Here is a 15431-nt window from a genome sequence, read left to right as displayed (position 1 = left end):
GCCGCGGGGCGCGGCGGGAGACGGGTATGAGCGCGCGGGCGCGTCTGCAATCGATGCGTCGCAGCATTGTCGGGCTCGTCATGCCGCTGGTCGCCATTCCCCTGGCGCTGCTGGGCGGCGCCGGCGTGCTCTACAACAGCCACCGCAGCCAGAGTGATTTCGCCGAGCGCATCGGCGCCGGCATATCGATCGTCAGCAATGCGGCGCCGAACATCGTGCTGTTCCGCGACATGGCGATGCTGACCTATCTGCTGGAGTCGTTGCGGAGCGACCCTGACTATCGCGCGTCAATCGTTGTCGATGACGCCGGCGCGGTCATGGCGTCCGCCGGCAAGGACGAGGAGACGCGGCTCTCTTTCCGCGTCAAACATCTCAACGAAGTCTTCGGCGAGCCGCCGTGGCAGATCGTTCAAAGGCAGGACCATGCGGAAATCGCGCGCGGCGACACGTTCTACGTCCTGCGCGCGCTGAAGATCGCGCGCAACAACAAGATCGTTGGCTATGTCGCCTTCTCCTTTGATCGCTCGCGCGTGGTGAGCCGCGCCAGCACCGAGGCCGCAACAATGATTGTGGCGCTCGGCGCGGTGCTGCTGCTTCTCGCAGGATTGACCTGGCTGGCGGCTGCGCGCCTTGCGAGCCCGGTGCGGGGGTTGGCGAAACGCATTGACGCCATGGCTGAGGGCGCTCTCGACGGCGACATTCCGGCGATCGAGCGCGGCGATGAGATCGGCGCCATCGCGCGCGCCGTCAGCGGCTTTCGCGAATCCATGCGCGACCGCGTGCGTCTCCAGAGCGAGCGCGACGACGAGCAGCGCGCGCTGATCGCGCGTCAGGCGCGCGTCGACAAGCTCATCGAGGGTTTCCGCGCCGAGGTCTCGGCGGCGTTGGCCGAAGTCGAGCAGCGCAGCGAGAAGATGGGAGAGGCGGCGGGCGGCCTGCTGACGGTCGTCAAGACCACGCTCAGCCGCGCCAGCGACGCCAGCGCGGCGGCGGAAGAATCCTCCGCCTATGGCCGCACCGCGGCTGAGGCCGCCTCCCAGTTGACGGGTTCGATCAGCGAGATTGATGCGCAGTCCGGCCGCGCCTCGCGCGCCATGATCGACGCCAGCGCCGGCGCTGAGCAAACCACCGAAGCGATCCGCGAACTCGCGGGGCAGGTGCAGGGCATCGGCGAGGTGGTCGATCTCATCCAGAACATCGCGAGCCAGACCAATCTGCTCGCCCTCAACGCCACCATCGAGGCGGCGCGCGCCGGAGAATCCGGCCGCGGCTTCGCCGTGGTCGCGAGCGAAGTGAAGGCGCTCGCCCATCAGACGGCGTCGGCGACCGAAAGCATTTCCGAGCGCATCGATGCGGTGCGCCAGGCAAGCAATGAAGCAGTGGCGACGATGGAGGAGATCGCGCGCCGCATGCTCGATCTGCAAGGCGTCGCGCAAGCCATTTCGAGCGCGGTGAGCCGCCAGTCGCACGCGACTGCGGCGATCGCCGAAAGCATCGGGCAATCGGCTGACGCGAGCACGCTCGTGTCCTCGAACGTGCAGATCGTCGCCGCAGACGCCGCGCGCACCGAGGACGTCGCCCACGCCGTGAGGTCGGGCGCAAGCGATGTCGCCGGCCGCGCCGAGCAGTTGAGGCTGACGGTTGATCGTTTCCTGAAAGGCGTCGCGGCGGCATGACGCGCCGCATCGCGCTGATCACGCTTGTTGTCCGCGATTACGACGAAGCGATCGGCTTTTATGTCGGCCGCCTTGGCTTCCGGCTGATCGAAGACAGCGATCTCGGTGATGGCAAGCGCTGGGTCGTCGTCGCGTCGGGTGCGGGCGACGCGCGGCTTCTCCTGGCCCAGGCCGCGAATGATCGTCAGGCGGCGCGCATTGGCGACCAGACAGGCGGGCGCGTCGCGCTGTTCCTCGAGACGGACGACTTCGCGCGCGACCATGCCGCATTTGTCGCCGCGGGCGTGAACTTCATCGAAGAACCGCGGCGCGAAAGCTACGGCGTCGTCGCGGTCTTCGAGGACATCTACGGCAATCGCTGGGATCTGATCGAACCGCGCGCAGCGAAAGATTCCTAGCGCGCTGACCTCGCGCTCAGCTCTTCAGCGCTTTTGCATAGGCAGCGACCGTCGCGGAAAATCCTGAAATCAGCGCGTCGGCCGTCAACTCATGGCCGATCGAGGCTTCATGCAGGAAGGGAACGGCCTGCATCAGCGGCGGAATGTTGTTGAGGTTGAGATCATGCCCTGCGTTGACGACGAGCCCCGCATCGCGCGCGGCTTCCGCGAGTCCCTTGATCTTGCCGAGCAACGCCGATCCGTCGCCGCGGCGGAAGGCTTCCGCGTAGGAGCCGGTATAGATCTCGACGCCCTGCGCGCCGGTTGCGGGAACGCGCGCGACGATGGCGGGATCGGGATCGACGAACAGGATCACGCGCGCGCCGATCGCCCTGAGCTTTGCGATGACGGGCTTCAACTCGGCGATTTCGGCGTCGCCAAGCTTCCAGCCTTCTTCGGAGGTGAAGGCGTCGCGCGCATCCGGCACCAGAGTGCATTGCTCCGGCTTCACGGATTCGACCAGCGCCATGAAGGTCGGATCGGGCCGCCCCTCGATGTTGTATTCGAAGGCCGGCCGCCACGGGGCGATCGCTGCGGCGAGCGGCGCCACGTCGCTATGGCGGATATGACGCTCGTCGGGGCGGGGATGAATGGTGATCCCTTCGCCGCCGGCGTCGCGCACGAGCTTCGGAAAGGCCATGAGATCGGGCACGCCGGTACGCCTGGAATTGCGCAGGAGCGCGATCTTGTTGAGGTTGACGCTGAGGCGGGCCATGGCGGTGTCTTTCGTAAGCGCGCTTGCTCCGTTATCACCGCGCCGCCGCCGGGAACACTGCGTCTCTGCGGCGCAACGGAGCGATGAACGCATGGCTTTGCATGAACTGCCGATTGGCGTGACCGTGGGCGATCCCGCCGGGATCGGCCCCGAGATCACCGTCAGGCTTTTCGAAAGCGGCCTGCCGCATCCGGCGCTGGCGATCGGAGATATCGGCGCGCTGAAGAAGGCGGCGAAAATACTGGACGCGAAGCGCGAGATTATCGGGATCGCGCATCCGCGCGAGGCCGCGGCGCACCCGCGGGCGATCAACGTCATCGCCGCGTCCAACATCGGGGCCGACATCGCGCCGGGAAAGATCGATGCGCGCGCCGGCCGCGCCGCCTACGACGCGATCATCGCCGGCGCCGATCTCGCGCTGTCGGGAGCGTTGCGCGCCATCGTCACCGCGCCGATCCACAAGGAGGCGCTGGCGGCGGCCGGAGTTTCATTTCCCGGCCATACCGAACTGCTCGCCGATCGCGCCGGCGTCGACCACGTCGCGATGATGCTCGCGAATGACGAATTGCGCGTGCTGCTCGTCTCGATCCATGTGCCATTAACGCAAGCGATCGCGATGATCACGCCGGAGAATGAATTGCGCGCGATCCGCTTCGCCGCTGACGCTTGTCGCGGCTTTGGAATCGCGAAGCCGCGCATCGCGGTCGCCGGCCTAAATCCGCATGCGGGCGAACACGGGCTGATGGGCGAAGAGGACGATGCGATCATCGCGCCGGCGATCGCGCAGGCGCGCGCCGAAGGCTTCGATGCGCAGGGGCCGTTTCCGCCTGATACCGTGTTCATGCGGGCGCGCAAGGGCGAGTTCGATATCGTCGTTGCGCAATATCACGATCAGGGCCTGATCCCGGTGAAGTATCTCGGTCTTGATCGCGGCGTGAACGTCACGGTGGGGTTGCCCTTCGTGCGCACCAGCGTCGATCACGGCACTGCGTTCGAGATCGCGGGCAAGGGCGTCGCCGATGAATCATCGCTGCGCGCGGCGTTCGATTTGGCGGTTGCGATGATGAGACGGGGTTGAATTTGAAAAAGACTTGTACGGAATACAGCCGTACACTATATAGCTGGGGAGTTCTCCTATGGCCCGCACGATCAACGACAACAGCAGCCGCATCGAGCTTCGTGTTCCCGCCGAACAGAAGGCGATGATCGCGCGCGCGGCCGCGCTCGAAAATCTCGATCTGACGGGCTTCATCCTGCGCGCCGCCCTGCCTCGCGCGCGAGAGGTCGTCGAGCAGGCGGAGCGACTCGCATTGTCGGAGCGCGATAGCTTGCGCATTCTCGATCTTCTGGAAAATCCGCCGCCGCCGCCTGCGCGCCTGATCCGGGTGGCGAAGGCCGGCCAGAAACTGACGTGATCGTTTGGCGTGAAACGCCTATCGACAAGCGGCACGATCGCGCCTCGTTCGACTGCGGCGACGCTGATCTCTGCATCTATTTGCAGCGCTATGCTCGTCAGAATCACGAAAGCGGCGGCGCCAAGACATTCATTGCGGTCTCCGAAGATGCGCCTTTGCGCATTCTGGGTTTCTACTCGTTAAGTCCGGCTTCGCTCGAATATGCGCGAACGCCGAAAGTCGCGAAGCGTGGCCTCGCGCGTCATGAGATTCCGGTTTTCCGATTAGGTCGTCTTGCCGTGGATGTCAGCGTTCAAGGGCGCGGGCTCGGCGGAGCGCTGCTGGTCGCCGCCGCACGTCGTTGCATGGCGGTGGCGGAACAGGTCGGCGGCGTCGCTTTGCTTGTTGATGCGAAAAGCGATCGCGCCGTGCGATGGTATGAAGGTTATGGCGCGGTTCGATTGAATGACGCGCCATTGTCGCTTGTCCTGCCCTTCGCGATGCTGGCGAAGTCCATGGCGTAAGACCGTCGCGAACGAACTGAAGCGAAAAAGGGGCCTCGCGGCCCCTTTCTGAAATTCGCAGTTGCTGCGAATAGCTCACGCAGCCTTGCTATAGAGCTCTTCGACATATTCCCAGTTCACGAGGTTCTCGACGAACGCCTTGAGATAGTCGGGGCGACGATTGCGATAGTCGATGTAGTAGGAATGCTCCCACACGTCGCAGCCGAGAATCGGCGTCGCGCCATGGACGAGCGGGCTTTCGCCGTTCGGCGTCTTCGTCGCGATCACCTTGCCGTCCTTCACCGCGAACCAGCTCCAGCCCGAGCCGAACTGCGTCACGCCCGCCTGGACGAATTCCTCTTTCGCCTTGTCGACCGAGCCGAAGCCGTCGATCAGCGCCTTTTCAATCTTGCCGGGAATCTTGCCGCCGCCATTCGGCTTCATCCATTTCCAGAAATGGAGATGGTTGTAGTGCTGGCCAGCATTGTTGAAGAGGCCGGCGTTCTTGCCGAAAGAGCCCTTGACGATCTCTTCGAGGCTCTTGCCTTCCCACTCGGTTCCCTTCAGCAGATTGTTGCCGTTGTTGACATAGGCGAGATGATGCTTGTCGTGATGGAACTCGAGGGTTTCCTTCGACATATAGGGCTGCAGCGCGTCATGGGCGTAGGGCAGGTCGGGGAGGGTGAAGGACATTCTGGTCTCCTGTGAGGCTTGAACCTGACGGCCTGATCAGCCGCGCTGACGGTCAGTGAGGACCGTAGAGCATGGCGCGAAAAAGTGGAAGTCGGGTTTTTCGCAAAAGCCATGCTCTAAGCTTTTGGAATCGATCACGTTCCCGCACTTTGGTGGATTCAATCAAAGTGCGGCGTGATCTCGTCAGACAAGCTTCCGGGAACAACAGTGGGATGTCATTCCTGTCATTCGTCTTTCTTTTGCCGTTCTATTCCTGTCATCGAAAAGTCAGAAAAAGAAGAGGCGTAGTTTGACATGACGTTTTCCTTCCTCGCGATCCTGAGCGCGGTCCTCGCTGCCGCGGGCTTCGTCGCAGGCTGGCTCGGCTTCGACGATCGCAATGCGGCTTTCCTCACCGGAGGCGCCGTCGCCATCGCGTCGGCCTGCATTGTCTTGGCGATCGCGATGTTGGTGCGCGAGCTGCGCAAGGCGCGTTTCGCCGTCATCGATGCGCTGGCGGCGCGCCCGGTCGCTTCAGCGACGCCTGCGACTGTCATGCCTGCTCCTCTTGCGGCGCCTGCGCCCCTTCCGCCGCTCGCCGCGTCGGCGCCCGCTGACGCCGTGCTTGCCGCCGTGGAGGCCGAGCTTGCGGCCGCTCCACCTCCGCCGCCGGCGCCCGCATCTGCGCCCGCGGCGCGTTCGCAGGATCCGATCCTGAAGTCGGGTTTGCGCAACTGGTCGCAGCGCGCCGCGGCGTCGCAGGCCGAACGGTCTCCGGCTTCGCCGGGCTGGCGTCAGGCGAAGCCGGAAGAGATCGCGCCGGCCGCTCCCGCGGCGTTGTCGCCTGTCGCCGCGCCCGCGGCGGCTGCAGCCGTGATCGGCGCCGCAGTCGTCGCGGCGTCGACGAAGACGAAGGACGCGACTGATGCGGGCGGCGACGCCCACATCTTCGGCGAGCGCCTCTCCGCCTCGGCTCATTCGGCTCACGAGACTCCGGCGCACGAAGCCGTCGCCGAATCCGCGACTGTCGAAGACAAGCCCGCACCCGTCGCAGAGGCGGCCGCTGAGCAGAAGGACCAGGTCGACGAAGCCATCGCGGCGGTGGTCGAGCCCGAGCAGCCCGCGACGCCGAAGCCGCCTGACATCGACACCATTCTCAACGAGATCATCGCGCGCCGCGAACGTCCCGGCGCCCCGCGCTCGCCCGCGCGGCCAGCCGGCCCGATATCAGGCGAATCCTATCGCGCGAATCTGCGCGTTGCGCCCACGGTTGCGCCGCCGGAGGAGAAGGTCGCCGAGGATGCGAAGCCCGCAGCCGCAGCCGATTCCGCCGACAACAACGCGATCGACAAGGTCGAACAGCCGGCGGAGGCCGAAACGCCTGTATCGACTGCACCCGAGATCGAGCCTGCCGAAGCTGCTTCCACGCCCGAGCCGGAAGTTGAGACGGCGGTCGAGAAGGTCGCGGTCGAAGCCGCCGCCGTTGAGGAGAGCGCGAGCGAGCCGGTCGTGGCTGAAGCGCCGCGCGATCCCGAGCCGGTCGCGGAGGATGCGGCGGCGGACGAACCCGCGCCGTCGTTCCACGAAGTCGCGCCCGAACCCGAGCTCGAGGCGGCGAACGCTCCTGAGACGGAAGCTCCGCGCAAGAAAATGGTGCGCAGCTTCTCGAGCGGGCCGAACCGCTACACCATGTTCGATGACGGTTCGATCGAAGCGGAGACGCCGACGGGACGTCTCGAATTCCGCTCCTTCGATGAGTTGCGCCGCTACATCGACGAGCGCATGACGACGCGTCCGACCGGAACGTGATCTAAGCGACGGCGGCGCGCTCCACGGCCCACAGCGCGAAGGCGTAGACCAGCGCCACTTCCTTCAACCGGTTGAAGCGGCCCGACGCGCCGCCATGGCCCGCGCCCATATTGGTGCGCAGAAGAACAGGCCCGCCCGACATCATCGTCGCGCGCAATCGCGCGATCCATTTCGCCGGCTCCCAGTAGGTGACGCGCGGATCGGTGAGCCCGCCCATGGCGAGGATCGCGGGATAGTCCTTCGCCGCGACATTGTCGTAGGGCGAGTAGGACAGGATTTGTTTGAAAGCGGTTTCGTCGGTGATGGGATTTCCCCATTCCGGCCATTCCGGCGGCGTCAGCGGCAGATCGGCGTCGAGCATCGTGTTGAGCACATCGACGAACGGCACTTCGGCGACGAGGCCGCAGAACAGTTCGCCGGAGCGGTTCGCGACCGCGCCCATCAGCATGCCGCCGGCGCTGCCGCCATGGCCGACAATTCTTTTCGCCGATGTGTATTTCGCATCGACCAGCGCGCGCGCTGCGGCGGCGAAATCGTCGAACGTGTTGGTCTTCTTCTCGCGCTTGCCGTCGAGATACCAGCTCCAGCCCTTGTCGGCCCCGCCGCGAATATGCGCGATGGCGTAGACGAAGCCGCGATCGACGAGAGAAAGACGATTGGCGGAGAAATAGGCGGGAATGGTGAGGCCGTAGGAGCCGTAGCCGTAAAGCAGCAGCGGCGCGCCGCCATCGACCGGCGTGTCCTTCAGGCGCAGGATCGAAACCGGCACTTGCGCGCCGTCATGCGCGGTCGCGAAGATGCGCGTTGTGACATAGCGCGCGGGATCATGGCCTGACGGAATGGTCTGCCGCTTGCGCAGGACGCGCGTGCGCGCCTTCATGTCATAGTCCCACACCTCGTTCGGCGTGGTCATCGAGGAATAGCTGAAGCGCAGCGTGGTCGTGTCGAACTCGTAGCCGCCCTCCATGTCGAGCGCATAGGCTTCTTCATCGAACGAGATGGCGTGTTCTTCGTTGGTGGCGAGATCGCGAATGATGATGCGCGGCAGCGCGTTCTCGCGTTCGAGGCGCACGAGCCAGCCTTTGAACAGCTCGATTTCCTCGAGATAGGCGCCGGGTCGATGGGCGATCAGATCGCGCCAGTTCGCGCGCGCCGGCGCGGCGATCGGCGCCGTGACGATCTTGAAATCGATCGCGCCGTCGGCGTTGGTGAGGATGTAGAGATCGTCGCCACGATCATTCGCGTCATATTTCACGCGCGTCTCGCGCGCCGCGATGAGAACGGGCTTTGCGTTGACGTCAGCGAGATCGATGAGCCTCTGCTCCGACGTCTCGTGATCACCGCCGGAGATGATGCAATAGCGCCCGGTCGCGCTTTCCGAAATATTGACGTACCAGCCCTCGTCCTTTTCCTGATAGACGAGTTCATCTTCGCTCTGCTTCGTTCCGAGCCTGTGCCGATAGACGCTGAGCGGCCGGTGATTGTCGTCGAGCTTGATGTAGTAGAAGGCGCTGGCGTCGCGGGTCCAGACGAGATCGCCATCGCTCTCTTCGATAATGTCGTCGCGATCTTTTCCAGTCGTCCAGTCGCGCACGCGAATGGTGAAGAACTCCGAGCCTCTGACGTCGGCGCTCCAGCCTTCAAGCGTATGGTCGGGCGAATGCGTCGCGTCGCCGAACTGGAAGAAGTCCGACTTTTTCGAAAGCGCATCGCCGTCGAGAATGAAATGAGCGTCGCCGCCGTCGCGCGGCTGACGCCCGATCATCGGATGCTGGCCGCCCTCGTTGTATTTGCGGAAGTAGGCGAAGGGGCCGTCGGGTGAGGGCGGAGAGGAATCGTCTTCCTTGATGCGGCCGCGCATTTCCGCGACCAGCTTCTTCTGCAGCGATGCGGTGTGGCCAAGCAGGCTCTCGGTGTAGGCGTTCTCGGCTTCGAGATGCGCGCGAATATCAGGCGAAAGCGCCTTCGGCTTGCGCAGCACTTCGCGCCAGTTCGAATCCTTCAGCCAAGCGTAATCGTCGGCGACGGTGATCCCGTGGCGCGTGAAGGGTTGCGGCCTGCGCTCGGCGACAGGCGGCGGAACGGTCTTCGACTTGCGTGGCTTCGTTTTCGCCGCGGCGGCTTTCTTCGGGCGCGATTTTGAGGACCGGGCGGCCATGGCGTCTCACAACTTTCGTCAGTCATGGATCAGATAAGATGAGCAACGCGTCGCGGCAAGAATCGGTTTTGCTCAATTCGCGTCCGTTGCGGAAGTCTTCGCGAGACCTGCGCTAATTGAGATGAAAGAGACGCGTGAAATGGGGAAATATTGCTTGAATATTCGTGCAAATCAGCCTAGCGGAAATGCTATGGGAATAACTTGACGGGGCGTCGCCTCGCGGCCGCCGCGGAGCGGGAAAGGGATGGGCGCATCATGAAAACCGATGAGTCCGCGAGCTATATCGAATTGGCGTCAGAGATCGTCTCGGCCTATGTCAGCAACAATACAGTTTCCGCGTCTGATCTGCCGAGCCTGATCCGCGACGTGCATGGCGCCCTGACGAGCCTCGATGTCGTGGTGCTCGATGCGCCGAGCGAGCCCGCCAAGCCGGCGGTCAGCCCGAAGAAGTCGATCCATCTCGAATATCTCGTCTGTCTGGAAGACGGGCTGAAGTTCAAATCGCTCAAGCGGCACCTGCGCACCAAGTACAACCTGTCGCCGGAGCAGTATCGCGAGAAATGGGGCCTGCCGCCGGACTATCCCATGGTGGCGCCGAACTACGCCAAGGCCCGCTCCAATCTCGCAAAGCAGATGGGTCTCGGCCAGAAGCGCAAGCGGCGCTGACGCCCTCGGGAAAGCCGGAGACCGCCCAAGCGCCGCGATTTCGTCGCGGCGTTTTTCTTGTCCGCGCGCAAAGAAAAAGCTTGCGTCACGCTCCTAAAGATTATATTCCTACAATAGGAACATATAGTGAACAGGTGGCGGCATGGTGGGCAACGCAACAACTTATCAGAGAGATGGCCGGGCGGATCGGCTGCTTGGCCTTCTGGAGAGCGGGCCGGCGCGGATCACAAGGGCGAACGGAGCTCTCGCCGGGCCCGGTCGCGGCGCGCGCTTCCCGGCCGATGTGGTGGGGACTTTGATTTCGGACGATCTCGCCGTCAGGCGGTTGGCGGCCGGCCGGCCCCGGCTCGAAATCACCGCGGCGGGTCGGGCCCGACTGGCGCGCCTCCGCGCCGATCCCGAGCGCGCCTTTCTCGCCCAGCACGCCGATCTCCGAGAGGTGACGCGTGGAGATGGGCCTGTTCTCGTCAATGAGGCGGAGAGCCCGCTCGCCTGGCTGCATCGTCGCAAGGGGCCGGACGGCGAACCGTTGATTTCGGCGGTGCAGTTCGCGGCGGGCGAGCGTCTGCGGGCCGATCTCGAACGAGCGCAGATCATGCCGCGAGTGACGGCCAACTGGTCGGCGTCGGTGGCGAGCGGCCGGCGGTGCGCCGATCCCGGGCTCGCGACCGAGGCCATGGTGGAAGCTCGCCAGCGGGTCGATCGCGCGCTGATCGCTATAGGCCCCGAATTCTCGGGCCTTCTGATCGATGTCTGCGGCTTCCTCAAACGCCTGCCCGAGGTCGAGCGCGAACGCCAGTGGCCGGCGCGTTCGGCCAAACTGGTGCTGGAGATGGGCCTGTCGCGGCTGGCCCGACATTACGGACTGGCGGCGGAGGCGAAGGGGCCGGAGCGCTCCGGCGGCCTGCGCTTCTGGGGCGCGGACGGTTATCGCCCCGACATCGACGGCGCGGCGGCCTGATCGCGCGCCGCCCGCGCGTCCGCCTTGATGCGCTCGACCATGGCGCGCACGCCGTTCGAGCGCTGCGGCGTTAGATGCTCGGCGAGGCCGAGATCGCTGAAAAGCTTCAGCGCATCGCCCGCGACGACCTCTTCCGGCGTGCGCCCGTTGAAGAAGGCGAGAGTGAGCGCAACCAGCCCGCGGACGATATGGGCGTCGCTGTCGCCCCGCCACGACAGACGCGGCGGCGAGGTCGAATGGTCGACATGCGGCTCGATCCAGACCTGGCTCGCGCAGCCGCGCACCTTGTTGACGTCGTTATGGGCGGCGTCAGGCAGGGGCTCGAGCGTCTTTCCCAGCTCGATCAGATAGCGGTAGCGGTCTTCCCATTCGTCGAGGACGGAGAAGTCGTCGAGGATGGCGTCGATCCCGGATGTCATGGGTTCCGGCCGGAGGTTGCGTCACGAAGGCTTAAAGCGCCTTCCACCGGCAGGTAAGCGTTCCCTGAGCGCCTGTGAAGGCCTGCGGGCTCAGCCGCCGCGGCGCAGGGGCGCAGCCGCCCGGTCGGAAGCCGTGAGCGTGTCGCGCGAGGGCTGCGGGGTCGTCAGCGCGATCAGGTCGCTGATGGTGCGCAGCGCCGAGACGCAGCGATCGGGATCGGCGGCGCAGGCCGCCTGGGCCTGAACCATCGCCGCCTGCGGCGCGTTCGCCGCGAGCGATTTCAGGTCGTTCGTCACGTCGCGCTCGGTCGACATCGCCGTGATGGCGCCGACGCAGATGATCGTCTTCGTGATGCGTCCCAACATGGCGTATCCGCCTTCCCCGTCTCGCGACAGAGATGACAGAGGCGCGCCAAGGTCGCGTGAAACGATTCGCATGCATTCCGCGTCGCGAATTAACCGGAATGCAACGAAGGTTGCGGGGATGCCGGGGATGGGCGGCTCGCGCTGAATTTCAGAAACGCGGCGTTCACCATTCGCCGAGAAACGCCGCGCCGCTCATGCGCAATCGCGTCGAAACGGGGCGGAAACGCAGCTGCGCGCTGGACGCGCTCACTACTTTTAGGGGGACCTTAAGAGGCGACTGCGAGGGTCGCGGGGAATGAACAAGCGCAGGCTTATGATCTGCGCGGGGACGGCGCGGAGTATGTGGCTTCCGATTATCCTATCTCGACTGCTGCCGAAGCCCGATATTGATCCTGCGGCGGAAGCGGCGACGCCCGAGCCCTATGCGGCGCTCGGCGATGTTGTCGCGCGTTTCGACGCGCAGGCGAATGTCGTATCTGCGTCCGGCGACACGCAATCTCTCTTCGGCGTGTCGACCGATGCGCTTGGGAATGACGGGCTTTTCGTCCGCATCCATATCAGCGACAGGCCGGCCTTTCTCAAGGCGGTCAGCGACGCCTGCCATGGCTCTGCGGCGCGCTCTGAAACGCTGCGCGTTCGTCGCGGCGGCGCGACGCGCGAGATCGATAATTTCATCGATGTCGAAATGCGCTGCGCGCCTCATAAGGGCGGTTGCGTCGCGGTGCTGCGGGATGTGAGCGATGCGCGCGCGCGGGAAGATGAGCTGGCGCGCGCCAAGGCTGACGCCGAAGCGAGCAGCGTCGCCAAGGATCGCTTCCTCGCGACCATCAGCCATGAGCTGCGCACGCCGCTCAATGCGATCATCGGCTTCTCGGAAATTCTGGGATCGGAGCAACTCGGCCAGATCACCAACGAACGTCGTTGCGAATACGCCAAGATCATTCGCGATTCAGGCGAGCATCTGCTTGAGATCGTGAACATGCTGCTCGACATGTCGAAGCTCGAATCCGGCACCTTCGAGGTCGAGCCGGAGACGTTCGATCTGCGCGGCCTGCTGAACGGCGTCTGCGACATGATGGGGATTCGCGCAGCCCAGGCGGAGGTCGATCTGCAGCGTGACTTCGCGCCTGAAGTCAGCGAGATCGTGTCCGATCGTCGCGCCTGCCGGCAGATCCTGATCAACCTCGTGAACAATGCGGTGAAGTTCACGCCGGCCAAGGGCGTCGTCACCGTGCGCGCGGCGCGAGTCGGCGGCGCGCTCGATATTGTCGTTGAGGATACAGGTGTCGGCATCGCGGTCGAGGATCTGCCGCGTCTCGGCAATCCGTTCTTCCAGGCGCGTTCGTCCTACGATCGCCCCTATGAGGGCACGGGCCTGGGCTTGTCGGTCGTTCGCCGGCTTGCTGGTTTGCTTGGCGGCGCGATCGTGCTTGAAAGCGGACAGAATCTCGGCACGACCGTCACCGTTCGCCTGCCGCTCGACGGCCGCGCCGAAATGGCGCCCGGAGCCGTCGCTCCTATTCTCACCGTGGCCCGCACGAAGACTCGTCCGGGCCTTGTTATCGACGCCGTGAATGAACCGGTGCGCCTCCGTGCCTGATCTGATGCAAGTGCAACCCGCTCCGCCGCGCGCCAGAAAGCCGCGCAAGGCGAAGCGCCCGAGCGGGCTTTTCTCGAAGCTTGGCCTGTCGCGCTGGCCACGCCGCCGCATTGTGCTCACGGGCGTGATCGCGATCGCGGCGACGGGCATCGCCGTGAACGCGCTGGTGCTACAATCGGCGCGTCATCCCGCGCCTCTGTTCGCAGCGGTTGAACAGGCGCGCATCGACGCGGCCCGCAAGGCGGCCGCAGCCGCGCGCGTCGCTGCTGAAAGGCCGTTGCCGCCGGCGCGTCCGCAGCAGGAGGTCGCGGCGTTGACGCCGCCCGCGCCTGTCGCAGCGCCTGCGCCGCAATCGGCGGCGCAAGTTCAGTCTCAGCAGGCTGCGCAGCCGCAGACTGAACAGCAATCGCTTGCGCGTCTGATGTCGGACGTCTCGGACAAGCCTGCGCGCGCGACGCCTGACAAGCCGGCGAAACCGGCCGCGCCTGAAAAGAATGCGAATGCGGAGAAGCCGGCTGCAAAGCCAGCGACGCCTGCGACCGCGAAGGGCGACGCGCTGGCCGAATTGATCCGTGGCGGCATCGTGCCTCCCGGCGGCGTGCCGTCGGAGCCTGATCCGAAAATCCAGCAGGTGCAGCGCTATCTCGTGCGTCAGGGCGCGGCGTCGGTGAAGCCTGACGGCTTCATGGGGCCGGCGACGCGCGCCGCCATCGAGAAATATGAGCGCGACCACAAATGGCAGGTGACGGGCGAGATCAGCCCGAAACTCCTGCGCGAGTCCGGCACGGTCGCCGCAAGCCGGCCCTGATCATTTTCATTGTTGCTTGACGGCGCGCATCTGCGCGCCTTCAACCTCGCTGCATGTCCGCGCGCGTCACATCAGACATCTGGGTGTCAGCCTGGCTGCGCCGTTGCGCGGCGGCGAACGCGCCGGCCGTATTGCGTCGGCGTGGCGCTGCGAGCGCTGGCGCAATCTTCATCAAGGTCGATCGGCTCGACGGAACCGCCATTCTCTTCGGACCGGCGCCGCAAAGCGATTACGATGAAGACTCGCTCGATCGGAAATTCGTGCGGCTGCACGATGCGGAGACGACAGAGTCTTTCGCCGCCGAAGAGCGTATGAAGAAAGAGATCCGTTTCGATCCGGATCTCTGGTTCGTCGAAGTCGAGGATCGCGAAGGGCGCAGCTTCTTCGAGATTTGAAAATGCTCAGAAGCCGCCGAACGAGAAGTTGTAGGTCGCGGTCGCGCCGAACGTGTACTGGTTCGGCGAACCGAGGCCGCGCGTGATCGGGCTTTGCGCCGCGTCGCCTGTCAGGCGCTTGTAACCGGCGTAGACCGACGTCGACCATGTTGGCGACCAGGCCGAATTCACGGCCGCGAGCGCGCCGACCGACGTCACGCCGCCTGACGCCGCATAAGCGGAGACAAGACCATTCGCCGCTGCTTCCGCCGGCGTCACGCTGTAGAACTTGTCGACATAGCGATCGCTGCCCATCGACACGCGCGGGCCAAGCGAGAGCGTGTGCTGGCCGGCCTTGTAGACCGCATCGAGACCGACATCGGCGACGAGGCCGGAATGGGCGCGCACGCCCTGGCGCACTTCGAGACGGCCGCGCAATACGTCCTGCACCGGCCAGAATTCCGCGAAGGCGCCGAACTCGCCGCCCCACTTGATCGTGCGCAGGCCTTGCAGGCGCGCATCCTGTGACGCGTAGCGGCCGCCGACGAAGCGCGCGACGGGGCCGACGCGCAGCACGCCATTGTCGATGAGCGCAAGACCGATGCCGTCGTCAGGCGCGGAAAACTGGTTCGGCGTTCCGGCGCGACGGATCGAAGCCGAGGGAAAAGCGATGAAGCTGAATTTGTCGCTGCCGGGCCATGCGGGGCCGACGACCGCGTTGGCGCGCAGGCTGATGATCCAGCCCTCGTCCTTGACGGACGCCGCCTGCATTTGCGCGACCGCAGGCGCCGCAAGAACTGCGATCGCGGCGGTCGCCAAGGTTAACGGGCAGCCGCCACGTCGTTGAAACAACACACTCATTCCCTGCCGTGT

Annotated in this window: 17 protein-coding genes; 11 read left to right on the top strand and 6 right to left on the bottom strand. The window is 65.0% G+C overall.

The genetic code is table 11. The features are described from left to right. Positions 1-26: 26 nt before the first annotated feature. Together L8F45_RS16905 and L8F45_RS16900 are read left to right on the top strand one after the other, a co-directional pair. Positions 27-1676: a methyl-accepting chemotaxis protein gene (locus L8F45_RS16905; protein ID WP_342359042.1), complete on the top strand. Its 1650-nt coding sequence runs from the start codon at positions 27-29 to the stop codon at positions 1674-1676. Next, positions 1673-2074 carry a VOC family protein gene (locus L8F45_RS16900; RefSeq protein ID WP_342359041.1) on the top strand — a complete coding sequence of 134 codons (402 nt, stop codon included), beginning with the start codon at positions 1673-1675 and terminating at the stop codon, positions 2072-2074. The genes L8F45_RS16905 and L8F45_RS16900 overlap by 4 nt, the downstream gene beginning before the upstream one ends. Positions 2075-2090: 16 nt before the next feature. Here L8F45_RS16900 and L8F45_RS16895 read toward each other — a convergent pair whose 3' ends face one another. Continuing rightward, the gene (locus L8F45_RS16895) at positions 2091-2828 is read right to left on the bottom strand and encodes a pyridoxine 5'-phosphate synthase (RefSeq protein ID WP_342359040.1); all 738 of its coding nucleotides are present in this window, start codon (positions 2826-2828) and stop codon (positions 2091-2093) included. 91 nt (positions 2829-2919) lie between these two features. On the opposite strand from L8F45_RS16895, the gene pdxA reads away from it, so the two are divergent. From pdxA to L8F45_RS16880, 3 genes are read left to right on the top strand one after another with little or no spacing between them, the layout of a single operon-like run. Continuing rightward, on the top strand, positions 2920-3906 hold the full coding sequence (gene pdxA, locus L8F45_RS16890; protein ID WP_342359039.1) for a 4-hydroxythreonine-4-phosphate dehydrogenase PdxA: 987 nt from the start codon (positions 2920-2922) through the stop codon (positions 3904-3906). Between the two features lie 58 nt (positions 3907-3964). Beyond that, positions 3965-4243: a type II toxin-antitoxin system TacA family antitoxin gene (locus tag L8F45_RS16885; RefSeq protein WP_342359038.1), complete on the top strand. Its 279-nt coding sequence runs from the start codon at positions 3965-3967 to the stop codon at positions 4241-4243. Next, positions 4240-4746 carry a GNAT family N-acetyltransferase gene (locus L8F45_RS16880; RefSeq protein ID WP_342359037.1) on the top strand — a complete coding sequence of 169 codons (507 nt, stop codon included), beginning with the start codon at positions 4240-4242 and terminating at the stop codon, positions 4744-4746. Before L8F45_RS16885 ends, L8F45_RS16880 begins: the two co-directional genes overlap by 4 nt. A gap of 75 nt (positions 4747-4821) precedes the next feature. On the opposite strand, the gene L8F45_RS16875 is transcribed toward L8F45_RS16880, so the two are convergent. Then, complete coding sequence (locus tag L8F45_RS16875) at positions 4822-5418, bottom strand: superoxide dismutase (RefSeq protein WP_342359036.1); 597 nt, start codon at positions 5416-5418, stop codon at positions 4822-4824. Between the two features lie 294 nt (positions 5419-5712). Between L8F45_RS16875 and L8F45_RS16870 the strand changes: the two genes are divergently transcribed. Then, positions 5713-7206, top strand: a complete 1494-nt coding sequence (locus L8F45_RS16870; protein ID WP_342359035.1) for a hypothetical protein — start codon at positions 5713-5715, stop codon at positions 7204-7206. Between the two features lies 1 nt (position 7207). Here L8F45_RS16870 and L8F45_RS16865 read toward each other — a convergent pair whose 3' ends face one another. Further along, positions 7208-9364 (bottom strand): S9 family peptidase, encoded by a 2157-nt coding sequence (locus L8F45_RS16865; RefSeq protein WP_342359034.1) that lies wholly within the window; start codon positions 9362-9364, stop codon positions 7208-7210. A 255-nt stretch (positions 9365-9619) separates the two neighbouring features. On the opposite strand from L8F45_RS16865, the gene L8F45_RS16860 reads away from it, so the two are divergent. Together L8F45_RS16860 and L8F45_RS16855 are read left to right on the top strand one after the other, a co-directional pair. Continuing rightward, a complete protein-coding gene (locus tag L8F45_RS16860; RefSeq protein WP_342359033.1) occupies positions 9620-10030 on the top strand; it encodes a Ros/MucR family transcriptional regulator in 411 nt (136 codons plus the stop codon). Positions 10031-10172: 142 nt separating this feature from the next. Then, on the top strand, positions 10173-10991 hold the full coding sequence (locus L8F45_RS16855) for a DUF6456 domain-containing protein (protein WP_342359032.1): 819 nt from the start codon (positions 10173-10175) through the stop codon (positions 10989-10991). Here L8F45_RS16855 and L8F45_RS16850 read toward each other — a convergent pair. Together L8F45_RS16850 and L8F45_RS16845 are read right to left on the bottom strand one after the other, a co-directional pair. After that, the gene (locus L8F45_RS16850) at positions 10958-11410 is read right to left on the bottom strand and encodes a SufE family protein (protein ID WP_342359031.1); all 453 of its coding nucleotides are present in this window, start codon (positions 11408-11410) and stop codon (positions 10958-10960) included. The genes L8F45_RS16855 and L8F45_RS16850 overlap by 34 nt on opposite strands. A 90-nt stretch (positions 11411-11500) precedes the next feature. Then, positions 11501-11776, bottom strand: a complete 276-nt coding sequence (locus L8F45_RS16845; protein ID WP_342359030.1) for a hypothetical protein — start codon at positions 11774-11776, stop codon at positions 11501-11503. A gap of 340 nt (positions 11777-12116) precedes the next feature. Between L8F45_RS16845 and L8F45_RS16840 the strand changes: the two genes are divergently transcribed. From L8F45_RS16840 to L8F45_RS16830, 3 genes are read left to right on the top strand one after another with little or no spacing between them, the layout of a single operon-like run. Then, complete coding sequence (locus L8F45_RS16840; RefSeq protein WP_342359029.1) at positions 12117-13376, top strand: sensor histidine kinase; 1260 nt, start codon at positions 12117-12119, stop codon at positions 13374-13376. Between the two features lie 4 nt (positions 13377-13380). Next, positions 13381-14184, top strand: coding sequence for a peptidoglycan-binding domain-containing protein (locus L8F45_RS16835; RefSeq protein WP_342359028.1), 804 nt, complete (start codon positions 13381-13383; stop codon positions 14182-14184). Between the two features lie 53 nt (positions 14185-14237). Beyond that, positions 14238-14579, top strand: a complete 342-nt coding sequence (locus tag L8F45_RS16830; RefSeq protein ID WP_342359027.1) for a DUF1491 family protein — start codon at positions 14238-14240, stop codon at positions 14577-14579. 6 nt (positions 14580-14585) lie between these two features. On the opposite strand, the gene L8F45_RS16825 is transcribed toward L8F45_RS16830, so the two are convergent. After that, complete coding sequence (locus L8F45_RS16825; RefSeq protein WP_342359026.1) at positions 14586-15377, bottom strand: MipA/OmpV family protein; 792 nt, start codon at positions 15375-15377, stop codon at positions 14586-14588. Between the last annotated feature and the right edge of the window lie 54 nt (positions 15378-15431).

It is taken from the genome of Terrirubrum flagellatum, assembly GCF_022059845.1.
GTDB classification, from domain to species: Bacteria; Pseudomonadota; Alphaproteobacteria; order Rhizobiales; family Beijerinckiaceae; genus Terrirubrum; species Terrirubrum flagellatum.
This window is presented reverse-complemented; position numbering and strand designations above follow the sequence as displayed.